Here is a 20597-nt window from a genome sequence, read left to right as displayed (position 1 = left end):
GTAGGCCCAGAATCCGACAGGGTTCGTGGGTCATCGCAGAGCTGTGGGCCGGACGTGTGAAGGATGTAGTACTCGGATGGGTGAAGTGCGTCGTGCGCCGCGAGGTCGAGGCAACCGCAAGGCGAGCACTCCCCTTTTCGCGCAGCTGCTGACCGCTGCCGTCGACACCGCGGCCGACGCGATCGCGATCACCTTCTCCCCCGACGGCGATGACCGGCGCGAGCTCACCTACACCGAGCTCGACGAGTCCTCGTCGCGGCTGGCCAGGGATCTGCTGGACCGTGGAGTCGGTCCGGGCGATGTGGTTGCGCTGGGTTTCACCCGTTCGATCGAGTCGGTGCTGGCGGTGTGGGCGGTGGCCAAGACCGGCGCCGCCTATGTTCCGGTCGACCCGGCGTTGCCCGCGGACCGGATCGCCTACCTGGTCGCCGACTCCGGCGCGGTGCTCGGTCTCACCTGCTCGGCGCACCGGCAGGCACTGGGCGACGGGCTCGAGTGGGTCGAGATCGATGCCGCGCCGCACCGGGAGCGGATCGCGGCGCGTCCCGCCCACCCGATCTCGTATGTCGACCGGGTCCGTCCGTTGACCGATCAGTATCCCGCCTATGTCATCTACACGTCGGGGTCGACCGGTCGCCCCAAGGGCGTGGTCGTCACCCACACCGGTTTGGGCGCCTTGGTCGCGGCGGCGCGGGAGCGCTATTCGGTCGACGCGGACGCCAGGGTGCTGCACGTGTGCTCGCCGAATTTCGACGTCTCGGTCCTCGAGCTGCTGCTGACGTTCAATTCCGGCGCCACGCTGGTGGTCTCTCCCCCGACGGTGTTCGGCGGTTCCGATCTGGCCGTGCTGTTGCGCCGGGAACGGGTGACCCATGTGCTGATCACCCCGGCGGCCCTGGAGTCCGTCGATGCGCACGGGCTGGATGCGTTGCGGGTCGTTGTCGTCGCGGGTGATGCGTTCGGCCCCGCCCTCGTCGACCGGTGGGCGGTCGATGGCCGGGACTTCTTCAACGGGTACGGCCCGACCGAGGCCACCATCCTGGCGACCGGCAGCGCCGAGTTGCTTCCGGGACAGCCCGTCACCATCGGTGCGGCCTTCGCCGGGGTCGGTGCGATGGTGCTGGATTCGCGGTTGCGTCCGGTCCCCGCGGGCGTCGCGGGTGAGTTGTATCTGTCGGGTCCGGCGCTGGCCCAGAGCTACCTGGGCAGGCCGGGGCTCACCGCGGATCGTTTCGTCGCGGCGCCCTTCGCCGGTGCGGCGGGATCGCGGATGTATCGGACCGGTGACTTGGTTCGCCGCACGTCAGGCGGTGAGTTCGAGTATCTCGGCCGTTCCGATTTCCAGGTGAAGATCCGCGGTTTCCGGATCGAGCTCGGGGAGATCGATGCGGCGCTCACCGCGCATCCGGATCTCGAGTACGCCGTCACCATGGGAGTGACAGCGGATTCCGGTGCGACCGTGCTGGTGTCGTATGTGTTGCCCCGCCAGGGTGTTTCGGTCGATACCGAGGAGGTGGCCCGTTTCGTCGGGACGTCTCTGCCCGGTCATATGGTGCCCACCGTCATCGTGGTGCTGGACGAGATCCCGCTGACGCCCAACGGAAAGCTCGATCGTGCTGCGCTGCCCGCGCCGGTGTTCGGTGCGGTCGGGTCGCGGGCGCCGGAGGGTCCGGTCGAGACTCGGATCGCGGAGTTGTTCGCCCAGGTGCTGGGTGTGGAGCAGATCGGTGCCGAGGATTCGTTCTTCGCGTCGGGCGGGGACAGCATTCTGTCCATCCAGCTGGTGACGCGGGCGCGCGCGGCGGGTATCTCGTTCACGCCGCAGGATGTGTTCGCGCAGCGGACCGTCGCCGGGTTGGCGCGGGTGGCGGTGCTGGGTGGCGAGCAGGCGCCTGCGTTGCCGGAGTTGCCGGGTGGTGGTGTGGGTGAGATTCCGCTGACCCCGGTGCTGGCTGCCTCACTGGCTGGTGGGCGGGTTTTCGGCCGGTTCAGTCAGCAGATGGTGCTGGCTTTGCCCGCCGGTATCGACCGGGACGGTGTGCTGAGCACCCTTGCCGCGGTGGTCGATCACCACGACATGCTGCGTGCGCGGCTGCGGGAGGTCGACCGGCGGTGGCTGCTGGAGACGCTGCCGCCGGGCGCTGTCGACGTGAACGGGCTGCTCACCCGCATTGATGTTCCGGCGGGCCGGACCGGCATCGAGCTCGCGGATATCGCCGAGGCCGCGATGGATTCCGCGCTCGCCTCGCTGGATCCGCAGGAATCCCGGATGATCGCCTTCGGGTGGTTGTCGCGGGAGGACGGTCAGGACGGGTTGATCGTCGCGGCGAATCATGCGGTGATCGACGGCGTTTCCTGGCGAATCCTGTTGTCGGACTTGGTAGCTGCGTGGGCGCAGTACGCGGCCGGGCAGCCGGTCGTGTTGCCTGCGGTGGGGACTTCGTTCCGCCGTTGGGCGCACGCGCTGTGCGATGCGGCGACGGGTCGCCGCGAGGAGCTCGATTACTGGCAGCGCACGCTGGCGGTCCCCGATCCGCTGCTCGGTGATCGGCCGCTCGATGCTGCCGTCGATACCGCGCCCACGGTGCGGACTTTCAGTGTCACGGTGCCCGCCGATGTCACGCAGGCGGTGCTGACGGAGTTGCCGACGCTGTATCGCGCGGGCGCCGAGGACGGGTTGCTGGCCGCGCTGGCGCTGGCTGTGCGTCTGTGGCGGGGCCGCCGTGGTGTCGATGCGCCGGCGACGCGGGTCCGTCTGGAGGGGCATGGTCGTGAGACGTCGGTGGTCGACGGCGCGGATCTGACGCGGACGGTCGGCTGGTTCACCAGCATGTATCCGGTCGCTCTCGATCTGAACGGGATCGACGCGGAGGCCGCGTGGCGCGGTGGCGAGGCTACCGCCGCGGTGGTGAAGGCGATCAAGGAACAGCTGCTGGCGGTGCCGCACAAGGGTGTCGGTTTCGGCATGCTGCGGCATCTGGACACCGAATCCTCGGCGTCACTGGGTGGTTCGCTCGGCCAGGTCGGCTTCAACTATCTGGGTCGTGTGTCGGCAGGCGAGGTGGCGGAGACGTTCGCCGATGCCGGGTGGCTGCCCACCGCCGACTGGGGTGAGCCCGCGGCGGAGCAGGATCCCGCGCTGCCCGCTGCCGCTGTGGTGGACATCAACGCGCTGGCGACCGGCACCGACGCGGGTGTGGAGTTGCGGGCGTCGTTCTCCTACGCGTCCGGGATCATCGACGAGGCGTCGGTGCGGGAGCTGGCCGACTGCTGGACTGCGGCGCTTATGGTGCTGGCCGATCATCTGCGTGATCCGGCGGCCGGTGGCCTGTCCCCTGCCGACGTTCCGTTGGTGCGGGTCACCCAGGCGGAGCTGGATCTTTGGCAGCGTGAACGTCCCGGGTTGAGTGATGTGCTGCCGCTGGCGCCGTTGCAGCTCGGATTGTTGTTCCTCGCGCAGGTTTCCCCGGCGGATCCGTATCTGGTCCAGTTGGCGGTCGAGCTGGCGGGCGAGGTGGATATCGAGCGCTTGCGGCGGGCGGCGCAGGCCGTTCTCGACCGGCACGCGATCCTGCGCACGTCGTTCGGTTCCGCGGAGACGGGGACGCCGGTCGGATTCGTCGCCGAGGGCGTGACGGTGCCATGGCGGATCGTCGACACCACCGAGGCCGACGCCGAGCAGTTCCTGGCAGCTGAGGCGCGGATCGGTTTCGACCTGTCGACGGCGCCGCTACTGCGGTTCACGGTGTATCGCCGCGCTGACGGCGGCATGCATCTGGTGTTGACCGCGCACCATCTGCTGGTGGACGGCTGGTCGATGCCGTTGCTGATGCAGGAGCTGCTGATCTGCTACGCGACCGACGGTGCTCCGGCGGTGCTGCCGCGGGTCCGGCCCTACCGCGACTATCTCGCCTGGCTGGGCGGCCAGGATCGCTCCGCCGCGTTGGCGGGTTGGTGCGCGGCCTTGTCCGGGCACGTGCCGACTGTGCTGACGGCCGCGGTCGCGCCGCCTGTCGAGCACGCAACCGGTTACGGCATGTCCACCCTCGAGCTGTCCTCGGCCGAGGCCGAGGTTCTGGCGGCGTGCGCGGCGGCAGGCGATGTCACGGTCAACACGCTGTTCCAGGCGGCATGGGGGCTCGTGCTGGCCGGGGCGGTCGGCCGCGATGATGTGCTGTTCGGCGCTGTGGTGTCGGGGCGGCCGCCGCAGCTCGACGGAATCGACGGCATGGTCGGTCTTTTCGCGAACACCGTCCCGGTGCGTGTCCGATTCGACGGGGACGCGTCGCTGCGCGCGCTGCTGTCGCGGGTGCAGTCCGAGCAGGTCGCGCTGCTCGACGGTCACCATCTCGGCCTGACCGATATCCAGCGGGCCGCGGGTGCGGGTGAGCTGTTCGACACGCTGATGGCGTACGAGTCGTACCCGGTCGACACCGAGGGGATGCGGCGTGCGCACGGGGCGATCGACGGGTTGGAGATCGTCGACGTCCAGGCCGCCAATGCCACGCACTATCCGGTGGCGGTCGGGGTCGAGGTGGGCGACGGAATCCGTGTCGGCCTGCAGTATCGGCTCGACACGATCGGCGCCGATGTCGCGCAAGCATTGGCTCGGCGATTACGCGTGATCCTCGATGCGATCGTCGATACGCCGGACCGCGGCGTCGCAGAACTGCTCGACACCCTGGCGCAGGGCGATGACCCGCTCGCGCGGACCGCGTACTGGCGTGCCGTGCTCGCCGACCTGCCCGCCGAGCTGAACCTTCCGGCAGACCGTCCGCGTCCCGCCCTGCCGGTGACGGCCGACGAGCGAGTCGGTTTCGCGATGTCCGCCGCTCTGCACCGACGGCTGGGTGAGGTCGCCGAGGCGCACGACACCACGGTGTTCTCCGTCGTCCACGCGGTCTTCGCGGTCCTGCTCGCGCGGCTGTCCGGCAGCCAGGACATCGCGATCGGCACCCCATGCGCGCAGGCACCGGATGCACAGACCCTGGTGCTCCGACTACCGGTGCCGGGCGGCGCGCGCTTCGACGAATTGCTCCTCGACGCCACCGAGGTCGCCCGGCAAGCTTTCGCGCGACCGGGGCTGTCGTCGGTGGAACTGACGGCCCTGAGCGCACCGGACATGCGGGTCATGATGGTGCCCGCGGCGCGGTCGGTGCCTGCACAGTCCGATCTCGTGCTGAGCTGGTCCACGAACCCGGAGGGCGGTCTCGACGCCGAGTTCGCTTTCGCCGGTGCATTGTTCGACCGGAACACGGTATCGGTTTTCGCCGACCGGCTACTGCGTCTGCTGATGGCCGTGACGGCGCAGCCACACACCCTGGTCGGTGAGCTCACGATGCTGAGCGACGGTGAGTTGGCGGCCCTGACCGCGCGGCCCGCCTGCCCCGAACCTGTCGCGTTGTTCCCTGACCTGGTGTCGCGTGGTGTCGGGCTGGGCCGGGATCGGATCGCGATCCGGCACCGCGGCCGCTCGATCACCTATGGCGAACTGGACGCGCAGACGTCGCGGCTGGCTCGCGAGCTGATCGCCCGTGGTGTCGGGCCGGAAGTCGCTGTCGCCGTTGCCCTATCGAGGTCGTCGAACATGGTTGTCGCCGCGCTGGCGATCGCGAAGGCCGGTGGCATCCACGTGCCGATGGACCCCGGCTATCCCGCGCAACGGCTCGGGCATCTGGTCACCGATTCGGGAGCGGCACTCGGTATTACCGCGACTACGCACCGCGACGGTCTGCCCGAGGGGGTGGACTGGCTGACGCTCGACGATCCCGCTGTCGAACTGGCCTGTGCTGCGCACGCCGCCACACCCGTCACCGATGCGGATCGCCTCGCGCCGCTGCGGGTGCAGCACCCCGCCTATGTCATCTACACCTCGGGCTCCACGGGTCTGCCCAAGGGTGTCACGGTGACCCACGCGGGCTTGGGCGATCTTGTGGACGAGGCGGTCCGCCGCTACCGGCTTACTGCGGATCACCGTTTCCTGCACATTTGCTCGCCTTGCTTCGACCCGTCGGTGCTCGAGTGGCTGTGTGCGTTCGCCACGGGGGCGACGCTGGTGGTCGTGCCCGCCGAGATCGTCGGTGGCGTCGAGCTCGCCGAGATCCTGGCCGTCGAGTCCGTCACGCACGCGATCATCACCCCCGCTGTGCTCGGCACGTTGGACCCGGCCGGACTCGACCAGCTCGAGCTCGTCTCGGTCGGCGGTGACGTGACCACGCCGGAGTTGCTGGCGAAATGGCAGCCGAACCGCCGCTACCTCAACGGCTACGGCCCCACCGAGACCACGATCATCTCCTCCTACGCCGAACTCGTTGCGGGGCACCGCATCACGATCGGCGCTCCGGTGCAGTCGACCTCCGCGATGGTGCTGGACGCCCGGTTGAACCCGGTCGCGCCGGGCGTCACCGGCGAGCTGCACCTGGCCGGGAACGCGCTGGCCCGCGGCTACCGAAACCAGCCCGGGCTGACCGCGTCCCGGTTCGTCGCCGACCCGTGGGGTGCCCCCGGTGCGCGGATGTATCGCACGGGTGACCTGGTGCGCCTGCGCAATGGCGACCTCGACTATGTGGGTCGCGCGGACGCCCAGCTCAAAGTGCGCGGGTTCCGTATCGAGCCCGGTGAAGTCGATGCCGTGCTCGCCGGGCACGCGGACGTCGACTCCGCGGTGACGGTGGGTCGGACGACGGCATCCGGGTCGACGACCCTGGTGTCCTATGTGGTTGCGGCACAGGACCGTACGGCCGATCCGGCCACGCTCACCGAGTACGCCACCCGATGCCTGCCTGCTCACCTGGTGCCCTCGGCGATCGTGGTACTCGACGCAATGCCGCTGACCTCCAACGGCAAGCTCGACCGCAAGGCACTACCGGAACCCGTCACCGTCACCGCCGCAGTCCGTGAACCGATGGGGGAACTGGAGACGCGCCTGGCCGACCTGTTCGCCCGCGTCCTCGGGGTGCCGTCGGTCGGCGTGCACGATTCGTTCTTCGCGATCGGCGGCGACAGCATTCTGTCGATCCAGCTGGTATCGCTCGCCAGGGCGGCGGGCATCGTCTTCACGACGCGGGAAGTATTCGAGCACCGCACCGTGGCCAAGCTGGCCGAGATCGCCGCGCTCGACGGTCCTTCCGCGCCGATTCTGGCGGAACTACCGGGCGGTGGCGTCGGCGAGGTCACGTTGACACCGGTGCTGGCCGAGTTCCTGACGGACGGTTCCAGTGATCGATTCGCCCAGACCATGGTCTTGGCGCTGCCCGACGACATCGATCGAGCCGGTCTGGTCGCCACGATCACCGCGGTACTGCGTCACCACGACATGCTGCGATCCCGCCTGCGACACGACGGCGACCGGTGGCAGCTCGAGGTGCTGCCTGCCGATGCCGTCGACGCGAATTCACTGGTGTCCGAACTCGAGGCGGACGGTGTCGACCTGACCCGGATCGGTAGCGCCGCAATGAATTCCGCGCTGTCGGTACTCGATCCCTCCGATGCGCGGATGATCGCCTTCACTTGGGTGCGCAGGCACGGTGCACGCGATGTGCTCGCGGTGGCCGCCCACCACTACGTCATCGACGGCGTGTCCTGGCGGATCCTGCTCCCCGATCTGGTCATCGCCTGGGCGCAATACACTGCGGGACAAGAGATCTCGCTACCACCCGTCGGCACCTCCTTCCGCCGCTGGGCGCACGGCCTGGCGGCGGCGGACCGCACCGCCGAACTCGGCTACTGGCAGCAGGTCATGTCCACCCCGGACCCGCTGCTCGGCCGACGCGCGGTGGACGGTTCGCTCGACACCGAGTCGACCATGCGGTCGATCACCGTGCAGGTGCCGGTCGAGGTCACCGAATCGCTGCTCACGACCCTGCCCGCCCAGTACCGGGCGGGCGCCGACCACGCCCTGCTCGCCGCTCTCGCCCTCGCTGTGCGCGACTGGCGTTCCCGGCGCGGCGTCGACGCCGACACCCTCCGGATCCGGCTCGAAGGGCACGGACGCGTGGAAGACGCCGTACCCGGCGCCGATCTGACGCGGACGGTCGGCTGGTTCACCAGCGTCTACCCCGTCGTCCTCGACCTGTCCGGCATCGCCACCACCGGCATCGATGACGATGGGCTCGCCGCGACGGTGCGGACGGTCAAGGAACAGCTGCTGGCGGTGCCCGACAACGGCATCGGCTTCGGCCTCCTCCGCCACGATCACGGAACCCGGAGCCGGCTGACCGGCGATATCGGCCAGATCGGCTTCAACTATCTAGGCCGCGCCACCACAGCCACCCAACCATCAGGCGACGCCGCCTGGCTGCCCACCGCCGATCTCGGCGACATCGACGTCGACTACGACCCGACCCTGCCCGCGAACGCCGCCCTCGACATCAATGCCATCGCCGTCAACACCGAGTCCGGCCTGCAACTACAGGCGAGCTTCCGCTACGCCACCGGCATCCTCGACGAGGCGGCGGTACGCGAACTGGCCGACGAGTGGACGCACCGCCTCGCGGCACTCGCCGAGCACACCCGGCACCCGGACGCGGGCGGGCTCACCCCCTCCGACGTTCCGCTGGTGCGGGTGTCGCAGACCGACCTCGACACCTGGCGCCGCAGCCACCCCGGGCTGGCGGACGTGCTGCCGCTGTCCCCGCTGCAGCACTCCCTGCTGGCCCTCGGCGAACTGCTCGACGAGTCGGTACACGCCTATGTCATCCAGCTCGTCGCCGACCTGACCGGCGAGCTGGACATCGACCGGCTGCGCCGCGCGGCCGGGACCGTCCTGGCCCGGCACGCCAATCTGCGCTCGGCGTTCGTCACCGCGCCCGACGGCACACCGGTGCAGCTGGTGGCCGACTCGATCGAGGCGCCGTTGCGGATCGTCGGCGATGTCGCCGACACGGACCTGCCCGCCCTGCTGGCCGCCGATCAGCACGCGGGTTTCGATCCGGCGATCGCGCCCCTGCTGCGATTCACGGTGTACGCCACCGGTTCCGGGCGGAGCCATCTCGTCCTGACCGGCCATCACATCCTGCTCGACGGGTGGTCCATGCCGTTGCTGATGAAGGAACTGCTCGTCCTGTACGCGACCGACGGCGACGCGACGGTATTGCCGCCGGTGCGGCCGTACCGCGACTACCTCGAATGGCTCACCCGCCAAGACCGTGCGGCCGCGGAGCACGCGTGGTCCGAGGTCCTGACGGGGGTGCGCCCGACCGTGCTCGCCCCGGAACTGACCTGGCCGCCCGCCTCCGGTGACGGTTTCGGTCTGTGCGAATTCGAGCTCGACACCGACCGGACCGGCGAGCTGACCGCGTTCGCCGCCGCCGCGGAGGTGACGCCGAATACCGTGTTCCAGACGGCGTGGGGTTTGGTCGTCGCCGCGAGCACCGGCAGCGACGATGTCGTGTTCGGTGCCACCGTGTCCGGCCGTCCACCGCATCTCGACGGTGTCGGTGACATGATCGGCCTGTTCGTCGACGCGGTCCCGGTGCGGCTCCGCATCGATGCCACCGGCACGGTCGGTGCGCTGATCCGCGCGGTGCAGGCCGAACAGGCGTCGCTGCTGGATCACCACCACCTCGGGCTCGGCGCGATCCAGCGTGTCGCCGGCCTGGGTGAATTGTTCGACACCATGCTCGCTTTCGAGTCCTTCCCCGTCGACGTCGACGGTCTCCGGCAGGCGGGCGGCGCGCTCGACAACCTGAGCATCGATGACCTGCGCGGCGCCGACCACACCCACTACCCGATCACGGTTCTGGTGTTCCTCGGCGCCCGCACCCAGGTGCAGATCAAGTACCGCCGCGATCTCGTCTCCGATGCCACCGCACAGGCCGTCACCGACCGCCTCCGCACGGTCATCGACGACCTGATCGCGACACCGGACACCACCGCGGCGGCCATCGCGCACCGGCTCCGCTCCGCCGCGACAGACCCGATCACGCAATCGAGCTACTGGCGACGGACCCTGGCCGACCTGCCCGGCCGGCTGGCGCTCCCCATGGATCGGCACAGCGAGGACAAGCAGCCCGACGGGCGCGGCCGGACACAGCTGCCGATCCCGTCCTCGGTGCACCGTGACCTGCGCTTGCTCACCGCATCCTCCGGTGTGACCTGGTCGACATTGGTGCGCACAACGCTGGCCGTGCTGCTCGCGCGGCTGACCGGAACCGGCGACATCGTGATCGTCGGGTCGACGCCCGGCGACCGGCACACCGACATCGTCCTCCGCACTCAGGTGGACCCGGCCGCCCGCTTCCTGGACCTGCTTGCACTGGCTCACCGCGCCGAGTCCGAAGGCGTTACCCATGCCGGAATCCGACTCTCCGACTTGGCCGCCCTGCTCGGTGCCGAGCCGGGGTCGCTGGGACAGGTGTCCTTCGTCGTCGGCCACTCATCGGCCGACGACGCCGACCTCGCCGTGGCGGTGCTCGACGGCGACGCAGGCAGGTCCGTCGAGATATCCTTCGCGCGAACACTCTTCGACGATCACGCGGCCGGTACCTTCGGTCAGCGTCTCGTCCGCCTGCTGAGCGCGGTGTCCCGGCGGCCCGAGACACCGGTCGGTGATCTGCCGCTGTCGAACCGGACAGAATCCGCGTTCCTGACCCGGATCGGCGACGGCGCGACACCGCCCGCGACCGGCACCCTGCCCGAACTCCTGGTCCGCGGCACCGGCTACGGACAGCACCGCGTCGCGGTGCGCGACAACGGACGAACCGTCACCTACGGCGAACTCGACGAGGCATCCTCCCGCTTGGCTCGGGTCCTGATCGCCGACGGTGTCGGCCCGGAAACCGTGGTCGCGTCGGCGATTCCGCGCAGCTACGAGTCGATCCTCGCGTTCTGGGCCGTCGCGAAAGCCGGCGGCGTGTACCTGCCGGTCGACCCGAACTATCCCGCCGACCGGGTCCGGCACATGCTCGACGACTCCGGCGCGACGGTGGGCATCACCGTGGCCGCTCGCGTGCACAGCCTCGCTGGATCGGTGCGGTGGCTGGTTCTCGACGACCCGGCCGTGCGTTCGCGCATCGATACCCGCGCGTCGACCCCGGTACGCAACCGGGACCGCCGGGGGTCACTGCGCCGCGACCATGCGGCGTATGTGATCTACACCTCCGGCTCCACCGGTGTGCCCAAGGGTGTCTCGGTCACCCACGCCGGACTCGGCGCGCTCATCGCGCACTCGGCGAACCTGATGGGGCTGCGGCACGACCACCGGATGCTGCACGTGTGCTCGCCCAGCTTCGACCAATCGATCGAGGAGATCGGCACCGCCTTCCACCGCGGCGCCACCCTGGTGATCGCGCCGCCCGACACCGTCGGCGGCGCCGAACTCGACGACCTGCTGCGCACCGAACGGGTGACCCACACGATCATCACCCCCGCGCTGCTGGGCACCCTCGACCCGGCGGGCCTGCCGGACCTGGTGTGCGTGTCCGCGGGCGGCGAAGCCACCACCGCCGAGCTGCTGGCCACCTGGCAGCCCGGCCGCTACTTCCTCAACGGCTACGGCCCGACCGAGGCGACCATCGGCGCGACCTACGCGACGCTGCGTGCCGGACAACGTATTTCGATCGGCCGCCCGGTACCGGGGATGCGCGCCGTTGTGCTCGACGGCCGGTTGCATCCGGTGCCCGTCGGCGCCACCGGCGAGCTGTATCTATCTGGTCCGGCCCTCGCACGCGGGTATCGCGGGCGCAGCGGCGCGACCGCGGACCGGTTCGTCGCAGACCCCTGGGGTGCACGGGGCGAGCGCATGTACCGCACCGGCGACCAGGTCCGGTGGGTGCGCGGCGCCGCGGCGGGCTCCTACGAGTTGGAGTACCTCGGGCGGACCGATTTCCAGGTCAAGATCCGCGGCTTCCGGATCGAGCCGGGCGAAATCGACGCTGTTCTCACGCGGCACCCGCAGGTCACCTTCGCAGTCACCGTCGGTGCCGAGAACCCGGCCGGTGACACCGTGCTGGTGTCGTATGTGACCGGCCGCGACATCGATCCCGGCGCGGTGACACGGTGGTCGTCGTCGATGCTGCCCGCTCACATGGTGCCGGCGGCAGTGGTCGTGCTGGACCGGATCCCGCTGTCCTCGGCGGGCAAGCTCGACCGGAATGCCCTGCCCGCACCGGTCTTCGCGGCTCGCGCCTATCGGGAGCCGTCGTCCGAGCTGGAGCGGACGGTCGCCGAGGTCTTCGCCGAGGTGCTCGGTAGCGACCGTGTCGGCGCCGACGACAACTTCTTCGACCGCGGCGGCAATTCGCTGCTCGCGACCCGGCTGACCGCACGGCTCGGCGCGGCCGTCGACCTCAGGGTGCCGGTGCGCGTGTTGTTCGCGGCCCCCACGGTCGCCGAGTGCGCCAGGGAAATCGCCCGGCTGACCCGCACAGCCAGCCGCCCCGCCCTGCGGGCGCAGCCGCGACCGGATCGGCTCCCGCTCTCGCCCGCGCAGCAGCGCATGTGGTTCCTGAACCGCTTCGACACCCGCACCGCCGCCTACAACATTCCGGTCGTGCTGCGGCTGACCGGTGCGGTCGACACTGCTGCGCTGCGGCAGGCGTTCACCGATGTCGTCGCGCGTCACGAGATCCTGCGCACGGTGTATCCGGTCGTCGACCACACACCGGTGCAGGTCGTCCTGCCACCGGACCACCCCGACGTGCCCCGATTGCAGGCAGGCACGGCCCACGACGTGGAAACAGCGGTCGCGCACCTGGTTTCGACGGTCTTCGACGTCACCGGCGAGGTGCCGTTGCGGGCCACCCTGTTCGAGCTCGCACCCCAGGACTTCGTCCTGGCCATGACCGTCCACCACATCGCCGGTGACGGCTTCTCCGGTGGCCCGCTCACCCGCGACCTGGTGACCGCCTACAGTGCCCGCGTCCAGGGCACGGCCCCCGCCTGGGAACCGCTGGCCCTGCAGTACGCCGACTACGCCGTGTGGCAGCAGGCACTACTCGGTGACGAAGCCGACCCAGCCTCGATGGCCGCGAGCCAGATCGCCTATTGGCAGCAGACACTGGCAGGTCTGCCCGATCAGCTCGACCTCCCCAGGGACCGGCCGCGACCGGCGATCCAGTCCTACGCAGGCGGCAGGGTGCCGCTGACCTTCGACGCCGCCACCCACGCCGCGCTCGTCGAGCTGTCCCGAGTGCACGGGGCGACCCTGTTCATGGCCGTGCACACCGCGCTGGCAGTCGTCCTGGCCGGACTGGCGGGCACCGCCGATATCGCCATCGGCACGCCCGTCGCCGGACGCGGTGAGGCCGAACTCGACGATCTGATCGGCATGTTCGTCAACACGCTGGTGTTCCGCACCCAGGTCGACGGCGACGCCGGCTTCGCCGAGCTGTTGACCCGCCAGCGCGAGATCGATCTGCAGGCGTTCGCCAACGCCGACGTCCCCTTCGAACGCCTGGTGGAGGTGCTCAATCCGGCCCGCTCCACCGCCAGGCACCCGCTGTTCCAGGTCGGGTTGTCGTTCCAGAATCTGGCCGAGGTGCGGATGGACCTGCCCGGCATCAGCGTTTCGTCGGTGGAACTGGACCGCGAGCTGTCGCAGTTCGATCTGCACCTGATCCTGGCCGACCGCTACGACACCGACGGCTCGCCGGCCGGCATCAGCGGCTACTGCACCTTCGCCACCGACTTGTTCGACGCGTCTACCGTCCGCGGCTTCCTCGACCGGTTCACCCGGTTCGTCGACGCCGTCCTGGCCGCCCCCGGTGCGCCCCTCCACACGATCGACCTGCTCGCCTCGGCCGAACGGGCCCGGATCCTCGACACCTGGAATCGCACTGCGCGACAGACAGATCCAGACGCCGCACTCGCCACGCTGCTCGCTGCCACCGTGGCTGCCACGCCGGATGCGGTCGCGCTCGTCGCGGACGGTGCGCGCTGGAGCTTCGCCGAGCTCGCCGCCCGCGTGAACCGCCTGGCGCGCTACCTCGTGTCGGCGGGTGTGGGACCGGAGACCCGGGTGGCGCTGGCCATGCGGCGATCGGTCGACCTGGTCGTCGCGATGTACGCGGTCAGCACCGCAGGCGGTGCCTACGTACCGATCGACCCCACGCAACCGGCGGCACGCTCGCAGTACATCCTCGACACCGCGGGACCGGTGCTCGTACTCACCAACGCCGACACCGGGTTCACGGCAGCCGGAACCCCGGTCCTGTCCGTCGAGCAGATCGACCTGTCACAACACAGCGACGCCCCGCTCACCGACCTCGACCGTCTCGCGCCGCTGCGCCCCGCGAACACGGCCTACGTCATCTTCACCTCGGGATCGACCGGCCGCCCGAAGGGCGTCGCGGTGTCCCACCGCGCGATCGTGAACCAGTTGCGCTGGAAGACCAAGGAATTCGGGCTCACCGCGACCGACGCCGTCCTGCTGAAGACGGCCGCGACCTTCGATCTGTCGGTGTGGGAATTCTGGTCTGCGGCGGTGTGCGGTGGACGCCTGGTGATCGCCGCGCCCGAGGGCCATCGCGATCCGGCCTACCTCGCCGAGCTGATGCGGCAGGAAGACGTGACCACCCTGCACGCCGTGCCCTCGATGCTCGACGCCCTGCTCACCGTGGCGCTGCCGACCTCGCTGCGCCGCGTGCTGGCCATCGGCGAGACCCTGCCGGTGGCGCTGGCCCGCCGATTCGAGGCCGCGGCGCCGGGCACCGCACTGTTCAACGTGTACGGGCCGACCGAAGCGGCCGTCTCGATCACCAGCCACCGCGTGCGCACCGCGGACACCGGCGACATCCCGATCGGCAAGCCGGTCTGGAACAGTCAGGTCTACGTGCTCGATTCGCGGCTGCGACCGGTGCCCGCGGGCGTGCCGGGTGAGCTGTACCTCGCCGGCACCCAGCTGGCCTCCGGGTACCTCGGCAGACCCGGCCTCACCGCAGAACGCTTCGTGGCCAATCCCTTCCGTGCAGGTACGCGCCTGTATCGCACGGGTGACCTGGCGGCGTGGAATGCCGACGGGGAACTCGAGTACCGCGGGCGCACCGACTTCCAGCTGAAGATCCGTGGCTTCCGGATCGAACTCGGGGAGATCGACGCGGTCCTCGCCGCGCACCACGATGTCGGTTTCGCCGTCACCGTGGGCCGGGAGAATCAGGCGGGCGCCACGGTGCTGGTGTCCTACGTCCTCGCCGCGCCGGGCCGCGAGCTCGTCGTCGACGAACTCGTCGACTGGGCGGCCCAGGCCTTGCCCTCGCACATGGTGCCTGCCACGATCATGGTCCTCGACCAGGTCCCGCTCACCCCGGTCGGCAAACTCGACCGGGCCGCCCTGCCCGCTCCCGAGCTCGCCACCCGCACCTTCCGCGAGCCCGAGACCGCGATCGAACGCACCGTCTGCGACCTGTTCGCCGACGTCCTGCACCTGGAGCGCGTCGGCTTGGACGACCACTTCTTCGAACTCGGCGGCACCTCCCTCAGCGCCACCCGCCTGGCCGCACAGCTGAGCGAAGCGGTCGCCACGACGATCCCGGTCACCTGGATCTTCGCCACGCCGACACCCGCGGGCATCGTGGCGGCACTGCGCGCGGGCGGTGCCGACAGTGCGGGCACCGACGCGGCCTTCGACGTCCTGCTGCCGTTGCGCACCGCCGGCGCACGCGAACCGCTGTTCTGCATCCACCCCATCGGTGGTGTCGCGTGGTCGTTCAGCGGGCTCGCCGCCTACCTCGATCCGGACCGCCCGCTCTACGGTCTGCAGTCACCGGCATTGAGTTCGGCAGAGCCACTACCGGATTCGATCGAGGAATGGGCCAAGCTCTACGTCAAGCAGATCCGCGAAGTCCAGGCCGAGGGGCCGTACCACCTGCTCGGCTGGTCCCTCGGCGGCGTGATCGCCCACGCCATGGCGGTGCAACTGCAGGACGAGGGCGAACAGGTCGCCGTGCTGGCCATGCTGGACAGCAGACTGACCGTCGCATCGACCGGTGTCGCGAGCTCGGTCACCGCGGCCGATCTGCTCGGCGGATTCGCCGGTGAGCGCGCCGCCGACCAGGACCTCGACACCTCGCTCGATCTTCGCCAGTTCGCCAGGGAGCTCTGCGAGCAGTCCGCACCGCAGGTGTCCCTGGACGCGGCGCGGCTCGAACGGATCGTGGACGCCGCGATCGACTCGGTCGCCCTCGACGCCGCCTACCGGCCCCGCCCGTTCGTCGGCACCCTCACCTATTTCACTGCGGCCCAGGACGATCCGACGGGAACCGCCGGCGCCTCGTCCTGGACCACAGCCGTCACCGGATCGGTCGACAATCACCCCGTCGACGCGACCCACTGGCGCATGACCGATGATCAGGCCCTGCGCACCATCGCCGACACTCTGCGGAAGGTGATCGCTCAGCGCTAGACACGCTGGTACGTGCGGGCGTTCACGGCTGGAACGCCTGCACGTACGGCGTGTCCACGCCGAGCGGGCCGACACCCGTCGCCCCACCGGGATGGCCGAGCGCTGCCGCCCGGCCGGGCAGCGGCTCAGCGAAGAAGCGAGCATTCTCGACGGCGAACTGCTCCTGACCTTCGGGGATGTCGTCCTCGTAGTGGATCGCCTCGACCGGGCACACCGGTTCGCAGGCAGCGCAATCGATGCACTCGTCGGGCTGGATATAGGCCATCCGATTGCCGACGAAGATGCAGTCGTGCGCAGCGTGTCGTCGGTGCGGGTGAACTGCAGGATCGCCGCGTGCCTGCCGAGGGTGACGGCGCGGCCGGTGTACGGGCCGAGGGTGAATGGTTTCGGGTCGCGGCCCTTGCTCAGGCGAGCCAGGGCATTGGCCGCGTACATGCCCTGCGGGCCGGCGGTGTAGCAGGACTGGCGGGCGCCCGGGACCGCGGCGCAGTCACCGATCGCGAAGACTCGCTCGTCGTCGACACTGCGGCCGACGACGAAATCTCCGGCCGTGGGCGGCTATGCCGGGCGGGCCGACCGGGATAGCGTGGGTCGAGCGGTTCGGCGGAAGGCGGGGAAGCAATGGACAGCAGGACGATTGCGCGGCAGTGCACACTGTGCGAGGCACACTGCGGGATTCTGGTGACGGTCGAGGGCGACCAGGTCGCGCGCATCGAAGGCAATCCCGACGACGTGCTGTCCCAGGGCTACATCTGCCCGAAAGCCACCGCGATGGGCGGGCTGCACCACGACCCCGACCGATTGCGCACCCCCGTCCGCCGGGTCGGCGACTCCTTCGAACCGATCGGCTGGGACGAGGCGTTCACCGAGATCGGGCACCGATTGCGTGCGGTGCGGTCGGCGCACGGCCCCAGCGCGATCGGGATGTACATGGGCAACCCTGCCGCGCACAGTTCCTCGGTGATCTACGGCGCCCTGCTGCGCGCGGCGCTGCTGACCCGCAACTTCTTCTCCGCCTCCTCGATCGACCAGTTCCCGCAGGAATTCGTCGCGTGGCGGATGTTCGGCGCCAACGTGCTCATGCCGGTGACCGATATCGACCGCACCGATCGGCTGGTGGTGCTCGGCGCCAACCCGGCCGTGTCCAACGGGTCGATCACCACCATGCCGGGAGCGAAACTGCGCATCAAGGAGGTCAGGAAACGCGGTGGCACGGTCGTCGTGATCGACCCGCGGCGCACCGAAACCGCGCGATTGGCCGACGAGCATGTGGCGGTGCGGCCCGGCGGCGACGTCTACCTGCTGCTGGCGATGCTGCACGTGCTGGTCACCGAGGGACTGTGCGACGAGCGGGCGGTGCGCGCGCAATGCGCAGGCTGGGACCAGCTGGCGCAGCTGGTCGCGACGACGTCACCGGAGCGGATGGCGGCCGACGCCGGAGTCGACGCCGACACCATCCGGCGACTGGCCCGCGACCACGCGGCGGCGCCGTCGGCGGTGCTCTACGCGCGAATCGGGGTATGCCTGCAAATCACCGGCACGCTCACACACTGGCTGGTGAACACGATCAACGCCGTCACCGGCAACCTCGACCGCGCGGGCGGCCAGATGTTCGCGACCCCACCGGTGGACGCCGCCCGCTTCGGCAAGTACCTGCCGATGGGCTACGGGGCGTGGACCGACCGGTCCGGCACCCACAAGTCGTTCCGCAGCGAATTGCCGGTGACGGTGCTGGCCGAGGACATCCTCGCCGACGGACCGGACCGGATCAGGGCGATGATCACCTACGCGGGCAACCCGGTGCTGTCCACACCGCAGGGCGGGCGGCTCGACGCCGCACTGGAATCGCTGGACTTCTACGTCGCCGTCGACATGTACATCACCGAGACCACCCGGCACGCCGACATCATCCTGCCGCCGACCTCACCGTTGGAGCGCGAAGAGATCAACCTGCTGTTCCCGGTATTCAGCGTGCGCAACAACGCCCGATTCGACGCCGCCGTCTTCGAACCACCCGCCGACGGACTCGAGGACTGGCAGATCCTGGCCCGCCTGGTGACCGAACTGGTACCGCTGCCCGCGCGGCGATTCACCGGTCGCGCGCTCACCGGCGTCTTCGAACTGTTCAGCCCGATGCGGTTGACCGCCGCGGCCATCGCGGCAGGACCCTACGGTGTGCTGCGACGAGGCCGGAAAGGCCTGACGGCCAACAGGATCCGTGCCAGCGTCGGCGGTGTCGACTTGGGTCCGCTGGCGCCGCGGTTGCGTGAGCTGATCGGGACCAAGGACGGCTTGGTACAGCTCGCGCCGCCGGATTTCCTGGCCGCCGTCCGCGAGGTCGTCGACGGCGCCGACACGGCGATGGCCCCCGGCTACGATCTGCAACTCATCGGCCGCCGCCATCTGCGCAGCAACAACTCGTGGCTGCACAACATCCCGTCGATGATGAAGGGACGCGACCGCTGCACCGTGCTCATGCATCCCGGTGACGCCACCGAACGCGGTCTCACCGACGGTGATCAGGTGACCGTCGAGTCCACGGTCGGCTCGATCGTCGTGCCGGTGGAGATCAGCGACGACATCCGCGCCGGAGTGGTCGCGATCCCGCACGGCTGGGGTCATCGCGAACCGGGCGTCGGCTGGACCGTGGCCGCCGCCCAGCCGGGCGCCAATGTCAACCTGCTGCACGACCCCGCCCGCACCGACCCGTTCTCCGGTGCGGCGGCGGTCAACAACACGTGGGTGCGGGTGAGCCCGGTCGCGGGGTGACCCGGGCTCACCGCGGCGAACTCAGCGGAAACGCAGGGTGGTGGTCGCCAGGCCGAAAATCTTGCGGCCGCCGGACTTGGCGACGATCGCGATCACCGCGGTTCTGGTCTCGGGATCGAGCGACTTCACCCGGCCGGTGTACTCGATCTCGCCACCCTGGCTGTCGACGATTGTGTAGTTCGACAGGCGCACGCCGTAGCGGGTGACCGCACCCGGGTCGCCGGACCAGGTGGAGACGAAACCCGCGCCCAGACCCATGGTGAGCATGCCGTGCGCGATCACGTCGGGCAGGCCGGCCAGGCGGGCGATGCTCTCGTCCCAGTGGATCGGGTTGCCGTCACCGGAGACGCCCGCGTAGTTGACGAGGTCGCCGCGCGACAGGCGCGCGTCGCGCATCGGGAGTTCGGCGCCGACGGTCAACTCGTCGAAGGACAGGGTCGTGCTCGGAACACGCGCCACGCCTTCGGCCGAGAGCCGGATCTCGCCTTCCGGGCGCAGCGGTGTCTCGCCTGCGTGCTGAGCGTCGCCGTTGCCGAACACCTTGACGCCGTGCACCATCACGTTCTCGACGGCGCGCGTGATCTCGGGGTCCACGCCGTCGCCGGTGATGCCGACGACCGTGGTGTGCATGATGTGCACGGTCTCGCCGGACTCGTCGGCGAAGGTGTTGGTGACGGTGATGAGGTCCTTGCCCGCGATCCGGCGCACCGAGGACAGTTCGACGTCGACGACGAGCCGGTCGCCGGCGACGATCGGCTTGTGCTGCTCGAAGACCTGCTCGGTCTGCACGAACATGTCGTAGCCGACGACCACCGACTCGAACAGCAGGCGATTGGCGGCCATCGCCGGGATGGAGACGAACGTCAGCGGGGCGACCAGGCCCGGGTATCCGAGCGCGGCCGCCGCGTCGTCCTCCCAGTGCGCGGGGTGGAAGTCCTGCACCGCGCGGGCGTATTCACGGATTTTCTCGCGGCCGACCTCGTAGACGTCATCGACCCGGTAGTAGTGCCCTACCTTCGACGCGATATCAGGGGCATCGACCACGGAAGTCACTTTTGGATCACCTTCGTTCGGGGAACGGACACCCGGCAGGCTAGCGGAATCACGGCCGAACCGCGCACACCTTGGCACACTTCACAGCCGCGTCTCGCGCGGTCCTCGCCCGATGCGTGGGCAGGCCGAACCGGACGACCGCCCGTCAGCGGGACGGGAGCAGCGAGAACTCGCCCGCACCGGGACCGTCGACCGGAGTCAAATCCCGGCCGTGGACGCGTTCCCCGCAGTGCGAGCACACCGGTTCGACGGTGGCGACCTGCCGCAACCACGGTGCACACCGACCTCGCCGGGCTCGACGCCGCGCCGGTGCTGGTGCGCGCCGCGAATGTCAGCACCGGTGACGGCTGGTCCGTCGACGACACCGACATCTGGGACCGCTACGGAGTCCTGCTCGCCACCGCCCGCCAAACCCGCCGCGTCCTCGGCTGATCGG

At 69.8% G+C, this 20597-nt stretch carries 5 protein-coding genes; 3 read left to right on the top strand and 2 right to left on the bottom strand.

From position 1 onward, the window contains the following. Positions 1-76 precede the first annotated feature (76 nt). Positions 77-16339: a non-ribosomal peptide synthetase gene (locus IEY60_RS16010; protein ID WP_189028775.1), complete on the top strand. Its 16263-nt coding sequence runs from the start codon at positions 77-79 to the stop codon at positions 16337-16339. A 22-nt stretch (positions 16340-16361) separates the two neighbouring features. Here IEY60_RS16010 and IEY60_RS16005 read toward each other — a convergent pair whose 3' ends face one another. After that, positions 16362-16721 carry a ferredoxin family protein gene (locus IEY60_RS16005; protein ID WP_373291728.1) on the bottom strand — a complete coding sequence of 120 codons (360 nt, stop codon included), beginning with the start codon at positions 16719-16721 and terminating at the stop codon, positions 16362-16364. Positions 16722-16960: 239 nt separating this feature from the next. On the opposite strand from IEY60_RS16005, the gene IEY60_RS16000 reads away from it, so the two are divergent. Then, positions 16961-19108: a molybdopterin oxidoreductase family protein gene (locus tag IEY60_RS16000; protein ID WP_189028771.1), complete on the top strand. Its 2148-nt coding sequence runs from the start codon at positions 16961-16963 to the stop codon at positions 19106-19108. Between the two features lie 21 nt (positions 19109-19129). Here the strand turns inward: IEY60_RS16000 and IEY60_RS15995 are convergent, their stop codons facing one another. Further along, positions 19130-20161, bottom strand: coding sequence for a fused (3R)-hydroxyacyl-ACP dehydratase subunits HadA/HadB (locus tag IEY60_RS15995; RefSeq protein WP_189028769.1), 1032 nt, complete (start codon positions 20159-20161; stop codon positions 19130-19132). 273 nt (positions 20162-20434) lie between these two features. Here IEY60_RS15995 and IEY60_RS15990 point away from each other — a divergent pair, with 273 nt between their 5' ends. Continuing rightward, on the top strand, positions 20435-20593 hold the full coding sequence (locus IEY60_RS15990; RefSeq protein ID WP_308426103.1) for a hypothetical protein: 159 nt from the start codon (positions 20435-20437) through the stop codon (positions 20591-20593). The last annotated feature ends 4 nt before the right edge of the window (positions 20594-20597 follow it).

This window comes from Nocardia rhizosphaerihabitans, from assembly GCF_014646295.1.
Taxonomy (GTDB): Bacteria; Actinomycetota; Actinomycetes; order Mycobacteriales; family Mycobacteriaceae; genus Nocardia; species Nocardia rhizosphaerihabitans.
This window is presented reverse-complemented; position numbering and strand designations above follow the sequence as displayed.

What these genes read in the sequence shown, in the direction of transcription:
- IEY60_RS16010 (WP_189028775.1), top strand. Translation starts at nt 77, where the DNA reads ATGGGTGAAGTGCGTCGTGCGCCGCGAGGTCGAGGCAACCGCAAGGCG.
- IEY60_RS16000 (WP_189028771.1), top strand. Translation starts at nt 16,961, where the DNA reads ATGGACAGCAGGACGATTGCGCGGCAGTGCACACTGTGCGAGGCACAC.